This is a genomic window from Pseudomonas sp. 9.1(2019), from assembly GCF_009910445.1.
Taxonomy (GTDB): domain Bacteria; phylum Pseudomonadota; class Gammaproteobacteria; order Pseudomonadales; family Pseudomonadaceae; genus Aquipseudomonas; species Aquipseudomonas paraversuta.
The window spans coordinates 560,982-578,661 of sequence record NZ_VBWF01000005.1 but is presented as its reverse complement, the minus strand read 5'-3'; the positions used below and the strand labels follow the sequence as shown (position 1 = coordinate 578,661).

General features: G+C 58.1%; 15 protein-coding genes. 5 read left to right on the top strand and 10 right to left on the bottom strand.

Annotated elements, in window-relative coordinates; genetic code table 11:
• Window positions 1–6 precede the first annotated feature (6 nt).
• From recA to FEZ21_RS08670, 4 genes are all read right to left on the bottom strand, one after another.
• Window positions 7–1,113: a recombinase RecA gene (gene recA, locus FEZ21_RS08685; RefSeq protein WP_160626874.1), complete on the bottom strand. Its 1,107-nt coding sequence runs from the start codon at window positions 1,111–1,113 to the stop codon at window positions 7–9.
• Between the two features lie 83 nt (window positions 1,114–1,196).
• Window positions 1,197–1,697 (bottom strand): CinA family protein, encoded by a 501-nt coding sequence (locus FEZ21_RS08680; RefSeq protein ID WP_003443032.1) that lies wholly within the window; start codon window positions 1,695–1,697, stop codon window positions 1,197–1,199.
• A 109-nt stretch (window positions 1,698–1,806) separates the two neighbouring features.
• Window positions 1,807–2,148 (bottom strand): phage holin family protein, encoded by a 342-nt coding sequence (locus FEZ21_RS08675; protein ID WP_003443035.1) that lies wholly within the window; start codon window positions 2,146–2,148, stop codon window positions 1,807–1,809.
• 264 nt (window positions 2,149–2,412) lie between these two features.
• Window positions 2,413–3,150 (bottom strand): XRE family transcriptional regulator, encoded by a 738-nt coding sequence (locus FEZ21_RS08670; RefSeq protein ID WP_198285229.1) that lies wholly within the window; start codon window positions 3,148–3,150, stop codon window positions 2,413–2,415.
• 169 nt (window positions 3,151–3,319) lie between these two features.
• Between FEZ21_RS08670 and mutS the strand changes: the two genes are divergently transcribed.
• Together mutS and fdxA are read left to right on the top strand one after the other, a co-directional pair.
• Complete coding sequence (gene mutS, locus FEZ21_RS08665) at window positions 3,320–5,899, top strand: DNA mismatch repair protein MutS (RefSeq protein WP_010655682.1); 2,580 nt, start codon at window positions 3,320–3,322, stop codon at window positions 5,897–5,899.
• Between the two features lie 142 nt (window positions 5,900–6,041).
• Complete coding sequence (gene fdxA / locus FEZ21_RS08660) at window positions 6,042–6,365, top strand: ferredoxin FdxA (RefSeq protein WP_003443045.1); 324 nt, start codon at window positions 6,042–6,044, stop codon at window positions 6,363–6,365.
• A gap of 196 nt (window positions 6,366–6,561) precedes the next feature.
• Here the strand turns inward: fdxA and FEZ21_RS08655 are convergent, their stop codons facing one another.
• The 3 genes from FEZ21_RS08655 to FEZ21_RS08645 form a co-directional block, all read right to left on the bottom strand.
• Window positions 6,562–7,191 carry a CoA transferase subunit B gene (locus tag FEZ21_RS08655; RefSeq protein WP_160626872.1) on the bottom strand — a complete coding sequence of 210 codons (630 nt, stop codon included), beginning with the start codon at window positions 7,189–7,191 and terminating at the stop codon, window positions 6,562–6,564.
• 2 nt (window positions 7,192–7,193) lie between these two features.
• A complete protein-coding gene (locus tag FEZ21_RS08650; protein ID WP_003443050.1) occupies window positions 7,194–7,892 on the bottom strand; it encodes a CoA transferase subunit A in 699 nt (232 codons plus the stop codon).
• A 378-nt stretch (window positions 7,893–8,270) separates the two neighbouring features.
• Window positions 8,271–8,942: a TetR family transcriptional regulator gene (locus FEZ21_RS08645; RefSeq protein WP_003443052.1), complete on the bottom strand. Its 672-nt coding sequence runs from the start codon at window positions 8,940–8,942 to the stop codon at window positions 8,271–8,273.
• Between the two features lie 265 nt (window positions 8,943–9,207).
• Here FEZ21_RS08645 and FEZ21_RS08640 point away from each other — a divergent pair, with 265 nt between their 5' ends.
• From FEZ21_RS08640 to adeC, 3 genes are read left to right on the top strand one after another with little or no spacing between them, the layout of a single operon-like run.
• Entirely contained in the window at window positions 9,208–10,359 is a 1,152-nt protein-coding gene (locus FEZ21_RS08640; RefSeq protein WP_003443055.1) for an efflux RND transporter periplasmic adaptor subunit, read from the top strand.
• 3 nt (window positions 10,360–10,362) lie between these two features.
• The gene (locus tag FEZ21_RS08635; protein ID WP_003443058.1) at window positions 10,363–13,518 is read left to right on the top strand and encodes an efflux RND transporter permease subunit; all 3,156 of its coding nucleotides are present in this window, start codon (window positions 10,363–10,365) and stop codon (window positions 13,516–13,518) included.
• Complete coding sequence (gene adeC / locus FEZ21_RS08630; protein ID WP_003443061.1) at window positions 13,515–14,966, top strand: AdeC/AdeK/OprM family multidrug efflux complex outer membrane factor; 1,452 nt, start codon at window positions 13,515–13,517, stop codon at window positions 14,964–14,966. Before FEZ21_RS08635 ends, adeC begins: the two co-directional genes overlap by 4 nt.
• Window positions 14,967–15,096: 130 nt before the next feature.
• Here the strand turns inward: adeC and pcaC are convergent, their stop codons facing one another.
• From pcaC to FEZ21_RS08615, 3 genes are read right to left on the bottom strand one after another with little or no spacing between them, the layout of a single operon-like run.
• A complete protein-coding gene (gene pcaC, locus FEZ21_RS08625) occupies window positions 15,097–15,489 on the bottom strand; it encodes a 4-carboxymuconolactone decarboxylase (RefSeq protein ID WP_003443064.1) in 393 nt (130 codons plus the stop codon).
• Window positions 15,490–15,500: 11 nt separating this feature from the next.
• Window positions 15,501–16,286 (bottom strand): 3-oxoadipate enol-lactonase, encoded by a 786-nt coding sequence (gene pcaD / locus FEZ21_RS08620; RefSeq protein WP_003443079.1) that lies wholly within the window; start codon window positions 16,284–16,286, stop codon window positions 15,501–15,503.
• Between the two features lie 12 nt (window positions 16,287–16,298).
• Window positions 16,299–17,663: a 3-carboxy-cis,cis-muconate cycloisomerase gene (locus tag FEZ21_RS08615; RefSeq protein WP_010655681.1), complete on the bottom strand. Its 1,365-nt coding sequence runs from the start codon at window positions 17,661–17,663 to the stop codon at window positions 16,299–16,301.
• Window positions 17,664–17,680: the final 17 nt, after the last annotated feature.

Below are 17,680 nucleotides of genomic sequence, written 5' to 3'. Positions count from 1 at the left end.
TGTCTATCAGTTATCGCTGTCGTTAGCGTTTTCCATTTCTTCGGCTTCAGCCAGCGCTGCAGCTTCTTTGGCAGCCTTGCTCATCTTTGGCATGCTCTTTATTTCTGCAAGCTCACTATCGGTCTTTGGACCCAGCAGTTTTTCACGCAACTGCTTCTCAAGGGTGTCCTTGATATCAGGATTGTCGTCCAGGAACTTGGCGGAGTTGGCCTTGCCCTGGCCGATCTTGCTGCCGTTATAGCTGTACCAGGCGCCCGCTTTCTCGACGAAGCCGTGCAAAACGCCCAGGTCGATCATCTCGCCATTGAGGTAGATGCCCTTGCCGTAAAGAATCTGGAACTCAGCCTGACGGAATGGCGGGGCAACCTTATTCTTGACCACTTTGACACGGGTTTCGCTACCGACAACCACGTCGCCTTCTTTCACCGCGCCGGTGCGGCGGATATCCAGACGAACCGAAGCGTAGAACTTCAGCGCGTTACCACCCGTGGTGGTTTCCGGGCTACCGAACATCACGCCGATTTTCATCCGGATCTGGTTGATGAAGATCACCAGGCAGTTTGCGTTCTTGATGTTACCGGTGATTTTACGCAGCGCTTGCGACATCAGACGGGCTTGCAGGCCGACGTGCATGTCACCCATGTCGCCTTCAATTTCAGCTTTGGGCGTCAGTGCAGCAACGGAGTCGATAATGATCACGTCTACTGCATTGGAACGCACCAGCATGTCGGTGATTTCCAGAGCCTGCTCACCGGTGTCCGGCTGGGAGACCAGCAGGTCATCAACGTTCACACCCAGCTTGGCTGCGTATTCAGGATCAAGAGCGTGCTCGGCATCAACGAAGGCGCAAGTTGCACCGGCTTTTTGCGCCTGGGCAATCACCGACAGGGTGAGCGTGGTTTTACCCGAAGACTCAGGACCGTAGATTTCAACAATACGACCTTTAGGCAGACCGCCAATGCCCAGTGCGATGTCCAGACCCAGCGAACCGGTAGAGATCGCCGGAACTGCCTGGCGTTCCTGATCGCCCATGAGCATCACGGCGCCCTTGCCGAATTGACGTTCGATCTGACCCAAGGCCGCAGCCAAGGCTTTCTTCTTGTTGTCGTCCATTAAAGTCCTCTCGTAATCAATAAGGCCTGACGGCCGATAACTGTATAAGTAGCCAGTATTATTCCACAGCGATAAACGATCGCCTACCCCTGATTTTTTATTTCTCGTACCGTTCGGCGTATTAGCCCTTCCAGAGCGGCAATCACCGTTTGCCGACGCACTTCATCGCGATTCCCGGCAAAGTGCCTGCGCTCGGCCGAAACCTCATTGCCAACCCCCCACGCCAGCCAGACAGTACCAACCGGCTTGTCCAGCGAACCGCCGCCCGGCCCGGCAACACCACTTACCGCTACGGCAAACCGCGCAGCACTTTGCACCTGCGCGCCACGCACCATCGCCTCGACGACCTCGCGACTGACTGCGCCTACCTGGGTAAACAAAGGTTGCGGGACATTCAGCTGCCGGGTCTTTTGCTGATTGGAGTAGGTTACAAAACCCGCCTCAAACCAGGCGGAACTGCCGGCAATTCGGGTGATGGCTTCTGCAATGCCCCCCCCGGTGCAGGACTCGGCGGTCGTTACTTGAGCGTTCAGAGTTTGTAACTGGTGCCCAAGTTCAGCTGCGAGTCGAGATATTGGGTCCATGGTTCTCTCCCGATGGGGTCAGTAAGCGCCATAACCTACACGAGCAGCCGGGTGTTGCAAGACGGCTCCACTGTCATGACAGACATCCCACAGGAAAAAGCTACCGCTCTTACGGTTCAATCCGAGAATCGGCAGAGCCATCGACCCCAAGCCGCTTGGCCGCCCAGCGCTGGTACAGACTGATGGCTGCATCCGCTCCGGCCAAAGCGGTCAGGCAACCAAAAGCACCGGCCGCCAGGATAGACATCCCTGCCGCGTACAGCAGCATGAAAGTCGAGACACCGCACACCATGCAGGCCCCCGAACGCAGGGCCAGGCGCCGCACCAGCAACCATCCGCTGGCGCCGTCTTTGTCGGCTCGCCACATTTCACCAAAAATGCCACCCACCAGGGCAAGAAGAATGACCAGCAAAACCGGCATCTCCAGCAGTAGTTGCGGTTCATTCAGCATGTCATCACTCCTGATTCCTTAATTGATAAGCGCCAGTTTCTGGCCTGGACTGAAAGCGGGCGCTATCGGTTACGTCGCCTCCCTGCACTTGAAAACTGCCATGAAGCAAAGACTATGCATGTATGGATATACAGTCAATGCATCAGTGCATATATTTTTCAGCGCACCTGTACAAGCCAACAAAGAGGGCGCAGACCGTAGGATTGGTCTTTAAAAAGACAAAAAAAAGCCCACGTTCATGTGGGCTTTTTTTTGAAATTTGCGCTAGCGAGCGTACATCCCCCACCAGAACACATGCCCGAGGATCACCAGTTGTTCATCCTCCAGATCGTTGTAGGCATAGTCTTCATCCGGGTATTCATCCCGGTTGAAGCTGCGCAAACGAATCCCGTCTGCCAGACGATAGAGCTGCTTTACCCGCAGCTCACCGTTGTGATTGATCGCATACAGATCACCGTCGACGACCTCATCGAGCATGCGCTTGCCTGCATTGACGCCAACCGTTGCCCCATCGCGCAACACCGGCAGCATGCTGTCGCCGCGCACTGTCACGCACTTTGCCTGGTCAAACTCCACGCCATTGTGGCGCAGGCTGCGCTTGCCAAAACGCAGCCGGGCACGCTCGCTCTCTTCAATGGCAAAGCGCCCCGTCCCGGCTGCCAGCTCCACCTGACGCAGGAACGCAATAGAGACTTCGTCATCCGCCACCGGGGTGTCGTCATCCCACAGACAGATATCATGCAACTCCGGGTGCAGGTGCTCGCTCGGGACAAGCAGATGACTATCGTCCCGACCCCGCAGCCGATCCGTACTGATGCGGAAGTATTCGGCAATTCTGGAGATGTGCCGATCAGAGGGATCGGCAATCTTGCCGCTCAAAATTCTCGACAGCGTGGACTGCGGCACACCGGTACTGCGGTGCAGCGCCATGGCGCTGATCCGGTGACGAACCAGCAGTTCGTTGAGGACAGTTGAAACAGTTCGTTTAGACATGACGGGAATAGTGCTGGCGCTGTTTGCAGATGGCAAACGCAATTTCTTCTATTAATAGCAGCCCGGAGTCCCCCTGTAGATGCGGGTAGCTGACATGTTAACCTTGCGACCATTATGAAAATCCCAGGCTGCGCGCCTGCCTTTCCCCACTTTCAAAACGAATCCGCCTAAGCCTCTCATGAGTAAAAACAGCTCCGACCTCTCCAGCCACACACCGATGATGCAGCAGTACTGGCGCCTGAAAAACCAGCACCCTGATCAGTTGATGTTCTATCGCATGGGCGACTTCTACGAGATCTTCTATGAAGACGCGAAGAAGGCCGCCAAGTTGCTGGACATCACCCTCACGGCGCGCGGGCAGTCGGCCGGACAGGCGATTCCGATGTGCGGGATTCCTTACCATGCCGCCGAAGGGTATTTGGCCAAGCTGGTAAAACTCGGCGAGTCGGTGGTGATTTGTGAACAGGTCGGCGATCCGGCGACCAGCAAGGGCCCGGTTGACCGCCAGGTGGTGCGCATCATCACCCCGGGTACGGTCAGCGATGAGGCGCTGCTTGATGAGCGTCGTGACAACCTGATTGCAGCGGTGCTGGGCGACGAACGCTTGTTTGGTCTGGCGGTACTGGACATCACCAGTGGCAATTTCTCGGTACTGGAAATCAAAGGCTGGGAAAACCTGCTGGCCGAGCTGGAGCGCATCAACCCGGTTGAATTGATGATCCCGGACGATTGGCCCCAAGGCCTGCCTGCGGAAAAACGCCGTGGCGTTCGACGCCGCGCACCCTGGGACTTTGAGCGCGACTCGGCGCTGAAAAGTCTGTGCCAACAGTTTTCAACCCAGGACCTTAAAGGCTTCGGTTGCGAAAACCTGACCCTGGCCATTGGCGCTGCCGGTTGCTTGCTCAGTTACGCCAAGGAAACCCAGCGTACCGCCCTGCCCCATTTACGCAGCCTGCGTCATGAACGCCTCGACGATACCGTGGTGCTCGACGGTGCCAGTCGACGCAACCTGGAGCTGGACACCAACCTGGCCGGTGGCCGCGACAATACATTGCAGTCCGTGGTGGACCGCTGCCAGACGTCAATGGGTAGCCGTTTGCTGACCCGCTGGCTGAACCGCCCATTGCGCGATTTGCCTGTGCTGCTGGCCCGCCAGTCGTCGATTACCTGCTTGCTGGATGGCTACCGTTTCGAAAAACTGCAGCCGCAACTTAAAGAGATTGGCGATCTGGAGCGCATTCTGGCCCGTATCGGCCTGCGTAATGCGCGCCCGCGAGATCTGGCGCGCTTGCGCGATGCCTTGGGTGCCCTGCCCGAACTGCAAGACGCGATGATCGGGCTCGAAGCACCACACCTGCAGCAATTGGCCACCAGCACCGGTACCTATCCCGAGCTGGCGGCATTGCTGGAAAAAGCAATTAACGACAACCCGCCGGCGGTGATCCGCGATGGCGGGGTATTGAAAACCGGTTATGACGCCGAGCTGGATGAGCTGCAATCACTGAGCGAAAACGCCGGACAGTTTTTGATCGATCTGGAAGCCCGGGAAAAAGCCCGAACCGGGCTGGCCAACCTCAAGGTCGGTTACAACCGGGTACACGGCTACTTTATCGAGCTGCCAAGCAAGCAGGCCGAGCAAGCCCCGGCTGATTACATCCGCCGCCAGACGCTAAAAGGCGCCGAGCGTTTTATCACCCCGGAACTCAAAGCTTTCGAAGACAAAGCCCTGTCGGCGAAAAGCCGTGCACTGGCCCGGGAGAAAATGCTCTACGAAGCATTGCTCGAAACCCTGATCGGTGAGCTGCCGCCGCTGCAGGACACCGCCGCTGCCCTGGCTGAGCTGGATGTCCTGAGCAACCTGGCCGAACGCGCGCTGAACCTCGATTTGAACTGCCCGCGCTTTGTTGACGAACCCTGCATGCGCATCAACCAGGGCCGCCATCCGGTGGTGGAGCAGGTGTTGACTACGCCGTTCGTGGCCAACGACCTGGCGCTGGATGACAACACCCGCATGCTGGTGATTACCGGTCCTAACATGGGCGGTAAATCGACCTACATGCGCCAGACCGCATTGATCGTACTGCTGGCGCACATAGGCAGCTTCGTTCCTGCTGCCAGTTGCGAGCTGTCGCTGGTGGACCGGATCTTCACCCGAATCGGTTCCAGCGATGACCTGGCGGGCGGGCGTTCGACCTTTATGGTTGAAATGAGTGAAACCGCCAACATCCTGCATAACGCCACCGAGCGCAGCCTGGTGCTGATGGATGAAGTTGGACGCGGCACCAGTACTTTCGACGGCCTGTCATTGGCCTGGGCTGCGGCAGAACGTCTCGCCCAATTGCGCGCCTACACCCTGTTTGCCACGCACTATTTCGAGCTGACCGTACTGCCCGAAAATGAGCCGCTGGTGGCCAACGTGCACTTGAGCGCAACCGAGCACAATGAGCGAATCGTGTTCCTGCACCATGTATTGCCGGGCCCGGCGAGCCAGAGCTATGGCCTGGCGGTAGCCCAGCTGGCCGGCGTGCCGCCCGAAGTCATCACCCGGGCCCGCGAGCACTTGAGCCGTCTGGAGACCACCAGTCTGCCCCATGAAGCACCCCGTCCGACGCCCGGTAAAAAATCACCGCCACAGCAAAGCGACATGTTTGCCAGCCTGCCGCATCCGGTGCTGGACGACCTGTCCAAGCTCGATCTGGACAACATGACGCCACGTAAAGCACTTGATTTGCTCTACACATTAAAGACACGCATCTAACGCTGATGCGTTCAAGCTGATAGAATCGCGCGCGGTTCGGGATGCTACTGACCTTTTAGCCTGGTCTGTAGATATCACTCCCGAGCCCGGCGAACCCGTCCTGGAAGGGATTCGCTGCCGCCGCCTGAGGAGAAAATTAGAAATGACCTTCGTCGTCACCGACAACTGCATCAAGTGCAAGTACACCGACTGCGTAGAAGTCTGTCCGGTGGACTGCTTTTACGAAGGCCCGAACTTCCTGGTGATTCACCCGGATGAGTGCATCGACTGCGCGCTTTGTGAGCCTGAATGCCCGGCGCAAGCCATCTTCTCTGAAGATGAAGTGCCCGCTGACATGCAAGAATTCATTCAGTTGAATGTTGAGCTGGCTGAAATCTGGCCAAACATCACTGAGAAGAAAGACGCTCTGCCGGACGCGGAAGAGTTTGATGGTGTGAAAGGCAAGATCAAAGATCTGGAACGCTGATTCACGCTGCAGCAAAAAGCCCCGTCTCCTGCGAGCCGGGGCTTTTTGCGTTTTTGGCACAGCTATCGCACCGCCTGTATCGCCGGCAAGCCGGCTCCCACAAGCAGCGGGCGGGATATCAATCCCTCAGCCCGCCACAGCTCCAGTGCGGGAGCCGGCTTGCCGGCGATGCGACCGCCGCCCGCCAGTCATCCGGTTAGCCATTAATGGCGCAGCCGGTCGCCTCTTTGAGCTCTTCCAGCGTCACGCCTGAGGCCAGCTCAACCAGCTTTAGCCCTTGATCGGTCACATCAAGCACGGCCAGATCGGTGATGATACGGTCAACCACCCCCACCCCTGTCAGCGGCAGATCGCACTGCTTGAGCAGCTTGTGCGTGCCACCCTTGGCGGTATGTTCCATAAGCACCACCACACGTTTGACTCCAGCGACCAGGTCCATGGCACCGCCCATGCCTTTCACCATCTTGCCCGGAATCATCCAGTTCGCCAGATCGCCTTTTTCGGAGACCTGCATCGCCCCCAGGATCGACAGGTTGATATGCCCGCCGCGAATCATCGCGAACGAGTCGGCGCTGTTGAAAAAACTGCTGCCAGGCAACGTGGTGATGGTTTGCTTGCCGGCGTTGATCAGGTCCGCGTCCACTTCGTCTTCACCAGGAAACGGGCCAATGCCCAGCAGGCCGTTTTCACTTTGCAGCCAGACATCCATGCCCTCGGGTATATAGTTGGCTACCAAAGTCGGCAAACCGATACCAAGGTTGACGTAAAAACCGTCCTGCAATTCTTGGGCGGCGCGATGCGCCATTTCTTCACGAGTCCAGGCCATGTTCAGGCGCTCCGCACAGTGCGTTGTTCGATGCGTTTTTCCGGAGTGGGATTCAGTACCAGACGCTGTACGTAAATCCCCGGTAAATGCACCTGATCAGGTTCGATCTCACCTGTTTCGACGATTTCTTCTACTTCAACCACACAGACCTTGGCCGCCATTGCAGCCAGCGGGTTGAAATTGCGCGCGGTTTTGTTGAATAACAGATTGCCGGATTTATCGGCCTTCCAGGCTTTGACCAGCGCTACGTCGGCACGCAGTGAACGCTCCATGACAAACCACTCGCCATCGAACTCACGCGTTTCCTTGCCTTCTGCCACCAGGGTGCCGTAACCGGTTTTGGTGTAAAACGCCGGGATACCCGCGCCGCCTGCACGCAACTTCTCGGCCAGAGTACCTTGGGGGGTAAACTCCAGTTCAAGCTCGCCGGCCAGGTATTGGCGCTCAAACTCTTTGTTCTCGCCTACATAAGAAGAAATCATTTTGCGGATCTGACGGGTCGTCAGCAGTTGGCCAAGTCCGAACCCGTCCACGCCCGCATTGTTACTAATAACCGTCAACTCACGCTTGCCCGTGTCACGCAAGGCTGCAATCAGGGCCTCCGGGATGCCGCACAACCCAAAACCACCCACTGCCAGGGTCATCCCGTCTTCGACGATCCCCTGCAAGGCGGATTCGGCACTCGAGTAGATCTTGTTCACTGGTTATTCCTCGAATTGGCCACGACGCCTGCATCCCGGTCGCAGCATCTTTGCTTTCGTCCAGAGCGCACAAACATGCTGGCAGTCGCCCGCTCTGCGATTTTGGCTGCTCCGGCCACCGACCCAAGCGCTCTTCGAGTGTAGGGGAAGCAGATGCGCGAACTCTAGGGATGAGTGACAGAGGCGCAGAAATAAATACCCGCAGCCCCCAGGTTGTCAGCACTGACGTACAGACTGAGCCGACTTGACCCAGGATCGACGGGGGGCTTAACAATTGCATTACAAAATACATAGCTCGCTACCTTTAAAGCCGCGCCCTAGACGTATATAAAGGCATCTCGAAGCCATACCGAAACTAGAGTTGAATCTTCCCTCGCCTTATCGTTCGATCGGACTAGACTCTTCACCAATTTGCTCTCGGCTGCGCAAGCTTGGGCTCAGGCTCAGCATCTCTATCCCTGTGTCGACCCAGGTCTCAGCTTCCTTGTGCAGCTCAAAACTATCGGGGACCAGCAGCCATTGGCCGAGAATACCGTCGATATAGGCGTGCAGACAGATAGCCGCGCGGCGGGCGTCAAGGGTCTTCGGGAGTTGCTCGCGATGGATGGCATTATTCAGGGCAAGCTCGATTCGACTGTTACAGTCGACACTCGCCACTTGGCGTTGACGGCGCAGGTCACACATTTCGTCAGTGAATTCGCACTTATGAAACAAAATCTCATTGATACGCCGGGTTTGAGGATCGATGGCAACCTGGCGAAACAAATGAACCAGCAGCTTGCGCATGCACCCGAGCGGATCAAGTTCGTCCTGACTTTCACTGGCTTTGGCCAGTTCATCCAGTGGCTCATGCAAGCTGTCCAGCATGGCCTGCACCAGGTCGGCCTTGTTACTGAAATGCCAGTAAATCGCGCCACGGGTTACACCCGCCAGTGCTGCAATATCAGCCAGCGTGGTACGCGCAACACCCCGCTCATAAAAGGCCTGCTCGGCAGCTTCGAGGATTTTGCTCCGGGTTTCCTGAGCTTCTTCTTTGGTACGACGGACCATGGCAATACAAACCTCAATCAGGAGGATCTGGACAATTGCGGCCGCTCGTCCAAACCAACATCGGGTGGCGTTTGTTATGCCTTATCCCGGACTACTTCAAACATAGAAAAGGGCCTTGTGACGCATGCTGCGGCACGCCGCCGCTATTTACAAACAGCCGTGAATGTAAGTATATTCCTTGGCAAGCTACTTATCCACCCGGAACAGCTTTCTTTACCCTTCCACTATTCTTGTGCGCTTTCGCGTGCCTGACCCGAGGATTTTCATGCAATTCAAGCCAGCTGTTACCGCTCTGGTTGCTGCCATCGCCCTAGCTTCGCTGCTCAGCGGATGTAAAAAGGAAGAGGCGGCACCTGCCCCACAAATCCCTCAGGTCGGCGTCGTGACGCTGAAAACCCAACCTTTTACCCTGACCAATGACCTGCCAGGCCGGACTACGTCCTATCGCTCGGCAGAAGTTCGTCCCCAGGTGAACGGGATTATTCTCAAGCGCCTGTTCAAAGAAGGCAGTGACGTCAAAGTCGGCCAGCAGCTGTATCAGATCGATCCAGCCATCTACGAAAGCAACGTCCTGAGCGCCAAGGCCACTTTGCAGTCGGCCAAGTCCCTGGCTGAGCGCTACAAGCAGCTGGTTGCAGAACAAGCCGTAAGCCGTCAGGAATACGACAACGCCGAGTCCGCCCGCCTCGAAGCCGAAGCGACTTTGAATACTGCTCAGGTCAACCTGCGCTACACCAAGGTTTTGGCACCGCTGTCCGGCCGTATCGGACGCTCGCTGTTTACTGAGGGCGCACTGGTGACCAGTGGCCAGGCAGATGCATTGGCAGTGATCACCCAACTGGACCCGATCTATGTTGACGTGACCCAATCCTCGGTAGAAATGCTCGAGCTGCGCCGCGATCTGGCCAGTGGCCGCTTGAAGAGGGCCGGAGATAACGCCGCCAAGGTCAAGCTGACCCTTCCGGACGGCAGTGAGTACCAGCAAGAAGGTCGCCTTGAGTTCACCGAAGTATCGGTTGACGAAACCACCGGTTCCGTAACCCTGCGCGCGGTGTTCCCGAACCCTGATGACACTCTGTTGCCGGGCATGTTTGTCCACGCGCAACTGGAAGCTGGCATCAACAGCGATGCGATTCTCGCGCCTCAAATCGGCGTGACCCACAACCTCAAGGGCCAACCGACAGCTTTGATCGTTGGGCCGGACAACAAGGTAGAACTGCGCGTGCTGCAAGCTTCGCGCACCGTGGGCAGCAACTGGCTGGTAGAAAAAGGCCTGAACGCTGGTGATCGCCTGATCGTCGACGGTCTGCAATTCATCAAGCCTGGTGCTGAAGTGAAAATCATGGAAAAACCACAAGGCGAAACCCCGGCATCTGCCCCGGCAACAGAAAAAGCTGCAGGCAGTAAAGGGGAGTAAACCATGTCGAAATTTTTTATCGACCGTCCGATTTTCGCTTGGGTAATTGCCCTGGTGATCATGCTGGTCGGGGCTCTATCGATCCTCAAACTACCGATCAACCAGTACCCGAGCATTGCACCGCCTGCCATTTCGATCGCTGTGACCTACCCGGGCGCTTCGGCGCAAACTGTGCAGGACACCGTGGTTCAGGTAATCGAGCAACAGCTTAACGGTATTGACCACTTGCGTTATGTGTCCTCGGAAAGCAACTCCGACGGCAGCATGAGCATCACCGCCACGTTCGAGCAAGGTACCGACCCTGACACCGCTCAGGTTCAGGTGCAGAACAAGCTCAACCTGGCAACGCCCCTGCTGCCTCAAGAGGTTCAGCAGCAAGGTATCCGTGTAACCAAGGCAGTGAAAAACTTCCTGATGGTTATCGGTGTGGTGTCTGAAGACGGCAGCATGAACAAGGACGACCTGTCCAACTACATCGTTTCCAACATGCAGGACCCGATCTCCCGTACCGAAGGTGTGGGCGACTTCCAGGTGTTCGGTGCCCAGTACGCCATGCGTATCTGGCTCGACCCGCTCAAGCTGAACAAGTACAACCTGACTCCGGTGGACGTTAAATCGGCCATCAGCGCACAGAACGTACAGGTGTCCTCCGGGCAACTGGGCGGCCTGCCTGCGGTAAAAGGTCAGGAGCTGAACGCGACCATCATCGGTAAAACCCGTCTGCAGACTGCAGATGAGTTCAAGAAGATCCTGCTCAAGGTCAACACCGACGGTTCCCAGGTACGCCTGAGCGATGTCGCCGATGTTGCCCTGGGTGGTGAAAACTACAGCGTCAGCGCGCAATTCAACGGCAAACCGGCATCGGGTATCGCGATCAAGCTGGCCCCGGGTTCGAACGCCCTGGACACGGCAAAGGCATTGCGTGAAACCATCAACGGTCTGGAGCCCTTCTTCCCGGAAGGCATGAAAGTCGTTTACCCGTATGACACCACGCCAGTGGTTTCGGCATCGATCGAAGGGGTTCTCGAAACCCTGGTCGAAGCTGTCGCCCTGGTGTTCCTGGTGATGTTCCTGTTCCTGCAGAACTTCCGTGCCACCATCATCACCACGATGACAGTACCGGTTGTATTGCTGGGTACCTTCGGGATCCTGGCCGCTGCAGGTTTCAGCATCAACACCCTGACCATGTTCGGCATGGTATTGGCCATCGGCTTGCTGGTGGACGATGCGATTGTGGTAGTTGAAAACGTTGAGCGGGTAATGTCCGAAGAAGGACTACCGCCCAAGGAAGCCACCAAGAAATCCATGGAGCAGATCCAGGGCGCCCTGGTGGGTATTGCCCTGGTACTGTCGGCGGTACTGCTGCCGATGGCCTTCTTCAGCGGTTCCACCGGTGTGATCTATCGCCAATTCTCGATCACCATCGTTTCGGCGATGGGCCTGTCGGTACTGGTTGCACTGATCTTCACCCCGGCCCTGTGCGCCACCATGCTCAAGCCGATCCAGAAGGGAGATCACGGCGAGAACAAGCGCGGTTTCTTCGGCTGGTTCAACCGTACTTTCGACAGTGGCGTGAAACGCTACGAGAAAGGTGTCGGCAGCATTCTGCGTCACAAGGCTCCGTACTTCCTGGCTTATGTCCTGATTGTGGTTGGTATGGTGTTCCTGTTCACCCGTATCCCTACCTCCTTCCTCCCGGAAGAAGACCAGGGCGTATTGTTTGCACAGGTTCAAACTCCCGCGGGCACCACTGCAGAGCGCACTCAGCAGGTGGTAGACCGGATGCGCGAATACCTGCTGACCGATGAATCGGGCGCTGTGTCTTCGGTGTTTACCGTGAACGGCTTCAACTTTGCCGGCCGTGGCCAGAGCTCTGGTCTGGCGTTCATCATGCTCAAGCCATGGGGCGAACGTGATGCGGACAACAGCGTGTTTGCGCTGGCCGCACGGGCGCAGAAAGTGTTCTCCAGCTACCGCGATGCAATGGTCTTCGCCTTTGCCCCGCCAGCTGTAATGGAGCTGGGTAACGCCACAGGTTTTGACGTTTATCTGCAAGACCGTTCCGGTATCGGTCACGAGAAGCTGATGGAGGCCCGCAACCAGTTCCTGGGCATGGCATCTCAAAGCAAGATTCTGGCCGGTGTGCGTCCAAACGGCTTGAACGATGAGCCGCAATACAAACTGCTGATCGACGATGAAGCCGCTCGCGCCCTGGGCCTGAGTCTTTCGGACATCAACAACACCCTGTCCATCGGTCTGGGTGCCAGTTATGTCAACGACTTCATCGACCACGGTCGGGTCAAGAAGGTATTCCTGCAAGGCGAAGCTGACTCGCGGATGAACCCCGAAGACCTGAAGAAGTGGTATGTGCGCAACGACCAGGGAACCATGGTGCCTTTCTCGGCCTTCGCCAAGGGCGAATGGATCTACGGTCCGCCCAAGCTGTCGCGTTATAACGGCGTGGAAGCAATGGAAATACTCGGTGCTCCGGCCCCGGGCTACAGTAGCGGTCAAGCCATGGCTGAAGTCGAAGCCCTGGCCAAGAAGCTGCCGCCCGGTGTAGGTATTTCCTGGACAGGTCTGTCTTACGAGGAACGTCTGTCAGGTTCGCAAGCACCTGCCTTGTACGCAATTTCCTTGCTGATGGTATTCCTGTGCCTTGCAGCCCTGTATGAAAGCTGGTCGATCCCGATTGCGGTAATGCTGGTTGTTCCGCTGGGGATTATCGGTGCACTTATGGCTACCAGCCTGCGGGGGTTGTCCAACGACGTGTACTTCCAGGTAGGCCTGCTGACGACCATCGGTCTGGCATCGAAAAACGCCATTCTGATCGTCGAGTTTGCCAAGGAACTGCATGAACAGGGACGAACACTGACCGAGGCGGCCATTGAGGCCTGCCGCATGCGTCTGCGGCCAATCATCATGACCTCGCTGGCGTTTGTCCTGGGTGTGATCCCGCTGGCCATCTCCACGGGCGCAGGCTCGGGCAGCCAGCACGCTATTGGTACCGGCGTAATCGGTGGCATGATCACCGCCACAGTACTGGCCGTGTTCTGGGTGCCGCTGTTCTTTGTCGCCGTATCGTCCTTTGGCAGCAAAAAAGATTCCGAGAAGAAAGTGGACCTGACTAAAACACCAAACAACGAGGCTGGCCAATGAGCAAGTCCCTTCTAGCCCTCGCTGTCGCCGCATTTACCCTGGGCGGCTGCTCGCTGATCCCGGACTACCAGCGCCCTGAGGCGCCGGTAGCGGCGCAATACCCGCAGGGGCCGGCCTACTCGCCAAACGAGGCGGCCAACCAGGCCGCTGCAGAACAAGGCTGGCGTCAGTTTTTCCATGACCCGGCCCTGCAGCAGCTGATTCAAACGGCCCTGGTCAACAACCGCGACCTTCGGGTCGCCGCGTTGAACATCGACGCGTATGCCGCGCAGTACCGTATCCAGCGTGCCGACCTGTTTCCGGCGGTTAGCGCCAATGGCAGCGGCAGCCGTCAACGCACCCCGGCGAACCTGTCGCAAACCGGCGAAGCCGGTATCACCAGCCAGTATTCGGCGACCCTCGGGGTCAGCGCGTACGAGCTGGACCTGTTCGGCCGGATACGCAGCCTGAGCGACCAGGCGTTGCAGAACTACTTTGCAACCGAAGAAGCCCGACGCACCACCCAGATCAGTCTGGTGGCCAGTGTCGCCAATGCCTACCTGACCTGGCAGGCTGACAAAGAGCTGCTGAAGCTGACCGAAGACACCCTCAAGGCGTTCGATCAGAGCTACAAGCTCACCCTGCGCAGCAATGAAGTAGGGGTTGCCTCGGCACTGGACGTCAGTCAGTCGCGCACCTCGGTCGAGAATGCCCGGGTGCAACTGGCGCGCTACACCCGCCAGGTCGCTCAGGATCAGAACAGCCTCGCGCTGCTGCTCGGCACCACCATCCCGGACAACTTGCCGGCCAGCCAGCCACTGGCAGCTGATCTGTTGAGCGAAGTACCGGCCGGCCTGCCATCCGACCTGCTGCAACGTCGCCCGGACATCCTCGAGGCCGAGCACAAGCTGTTGGCCGCCAACGCCAACATCGGCGCGGCGCGTGCAGCGTTCTTCCCGAGCATCAGCCTCACGGCCAATGCCGGGACCTTGAGTCCGGATCTGTCGGGCCTGTTCAAAGGCGGTTCGGGTACCTGGTTGTTCTCGCCGCAAATCAACCTGCCGATCTTTAACGCAGGGGCTTTGCGCGCCAGCCTGGACTACTCGAAAATCCAGAAAGAAATCACCGTTTCACAGTACGAAAAAACCATCCAGACGGCCTTCCAGGAAGTCTCTGACGGCCTGGCAGCACGTCAGACCTACAACCAGCAGTTGCAGGCACAAACCGACTTCGTGAACGCCAACCAGGATTACTACCGGTTGGCTGAGCGTCGCTACCGGATTGGCATCGACAGCAACCTGACCTTCCTCGATGCCCAGCGTTCATTGTTCAGCGCGCAGCAATCGTTGATCACCGACCGCCTGTCACAGCTGACCAGTGAAGTCACGCTGTACAAGGCTCTGGGTGGCGGCTGGTTCGAACAAACCGGGCAAAACCGGCCTGTTTCGGATCAGCCACCGAAGGCCTGATGCACTCTGGTTAAACAACAAACCCGCCAATTGGCGGGTTTGTTGTTTCTGAGTAGTGCTGCCCCTGTAGGAACGAGCTTGCTCGCGAGCTGTTAAAAGCTCGCTCCTGCAGAAATGCAGGAAGGCGCTGCTATTCCCGCGATTCGACTCCCAGCTCGTCCCACACTGACTCCGCCAGATGGAAGGTGGCATTGGCCGCCGGGATACCGCAATAGATAGCGCTCTGCATCAGCACTTCCTTGATCTCCGCACGGGTGACGCCGTTACTGGCCGCCGCACGCAAATGCAATTTGAGCTCTTCGCTGCGGTTCATGCCGATCAGCATCGCAATAGTGATCAGGCTACGGGTGTGACGCGTCAGGCCGGGGCGGGTCCAGATATCACCCCAGGCGTGGCGGGTGATCATTTCCTGAAATTCGCTATTGAACTCGGTCAGGGCATTGAGGCTGCGATCGACATGGGCATCACCCAGCACTTCACGGCGTACGCTCAGACCTGCGTCGTAACGTTGTTTCTCGTCCACAAAACAGCTCCTTAAACGGCTGACAGGAAGGCCAGCACTCTTTGGCTGAAGGCATCACCCGCCTGCACGTTGGACAGGTGCGCAGCATGGAACTCGGCGTACTGGGCGCCCGCTACCTGTTCTTGAATAAAGTGACTGCCGGAAGGCGGCGTTACGGCGTCCTCGGTACCGGCAATAACCAGGGTAGGCACCTTGATGGCCGCCAGTTGATCACGAAAATCAGCATCGCGAACCGCTGCACAGTTGGCGGCGTAGCCTTGGGGCGAGGTCGCAGCCAGCATGTCGGTGATGCGCTTGACCTGCTCGGGATGTGCCTGGGCGTAATCGGCGGTGAACCAACGGGCAATCGAGGCATCGCGCAGACCGGCCATCGCCGCAGGACCGTCGCGCAGTACCATTTCGATTCGCGGGTTCCACACCGACGGCTCGCCTATTTTGGCCGCGGTGTTGCACACCACCAGCTTGTTCAGGCGCTCGCCGGCATGGATGCCCAGCCACTGACCAATCAACCCGCCCATCGACAGCCCGCAAAAGTGCGCACGCTCGATATGCAGCGCATCCAGCAGCGCCAGTACGTCACGCCCCAGCTGTTCAATACTGTAGGGGCCCTCGCTGACCAGTGACTGGCCATGACCACGGGTGTCATAACGCAGCACCTGAAAATGCTCGGTAAACGCCGGGATTTGCGCGTCCCACATCCCCAGGTCGGTGCCCAGCGAGTTAGATAGAACCAGCACCGGCGCGCCTTGCGGGCCGTCAAGCCGGTAGTTCAGTTCACCTTCTTGTATAGGTCCCACGAACTTCTCCTTTTATGGCGTCAATGCAAAATGTTCAGCCCGGGCACGCTCCACCCATGTCACCGCCTGGCCGAGGTAATTGGCCGGATCAAGCAAGCGATCCAGATCTTGTGCGCTCAACTGCGCGCTTATTTGCGGCTCGTCGTCCAGCACTGAGCGCAGATGACGCTGCTCGGCCACCGCACGCTTGCAGCATTGCTCCAGCAGATGGTGCGCGGTTTCACGCCCTACCCTCTGTGCCAGCACGATACTGACCGCTTCGGCCAGCACCAGCCCATGGGTCAAATCAAGGTTGTGCAGCATGCGTTCGGCATCCACTTCCAGTCCCTGGGCAATATTCAACGCCTGCACCAGTGCCCCCGAGACCAAACAGCAAATCTCGGGCAGGGTTTCCCATTCGGCGTGCCACAAGCCCAGGCTACGTTCGTGCTCCTGGGGCATGGCGCTGAACAAGGTACTCAGCAAGCCCGGAACCCGGGTGGCGGCGCTGATCAACACCGCCGAGCCCACGGGGTTGCGCTTGTGCGGCATGGTCGAAGAGCCGCCCTTGCCCGGTGCCGCGGGCTCAAACACCTCCCCTGCTTCGGTCTGCATCAGCAAGCTCAGATCACGCCCCACCTTACCCAGGCTGCCGGCAATCAACCCCAGCACCGCGCCAAACTCCACCAGCCGATCACGCTGGGTGTGCCACGGCTGATCCGGCAGGCTCAGCCCCAGTTCCTCGGCCAACGCCTGCGCCACCGGCATCGCCTGATCGCCCAAGGCGGCCAGGGTTCCCGAAGCACCGCCAAATTGCAGGCACAGCAAGCGCGGCTTTAATTCCTTGAGGCGCTGACGGCTGCGAGTAACCGCACCCAGCCAGCCAGCGATTTTCATGCCGAGGGTGACCGGAGTCGCCTGCTGCAACCAGGTTCGCCCCGCCAGAGGCGTGGTCGCATAGCGCAAAGCCTGTTGCGCAAGCACGGCTCCCAATTGCGCCAGATCCTGCTCAATCAAGCCCAGGGCTGAGCGCAATTGCAGCACCAGGCCACTGTCCATCACATCCTGGCTGGTGGCACCCAGATGCACATAACGCTCGGCCTCAGGTGCGGCGCTGGCAATCTGTTTGCCCAGCGCCTTGACCAATGGAATTGCCGAGTTGCCGGCGCTGGCGATCGCCTGGCCCAACGCCGCAAAGTCATACAGTTCAGCGCGACACGCCCGGTCAATCGGCGCAACGGCTGCCTGGGGGATCAGGCCAACCCGCGCCTGCGCCCGGGCCAGCGCCGCTTCAAAGTCGAGCATGGCCTGCACCCGGCCATGATCTGAAAACACCTCACCCATGGACTTGGCCGTGAAGTAGGCATCGAACAGTTGATTGCTCCTTCGGTCACTCATAAGCCTTCCTTTGAAGG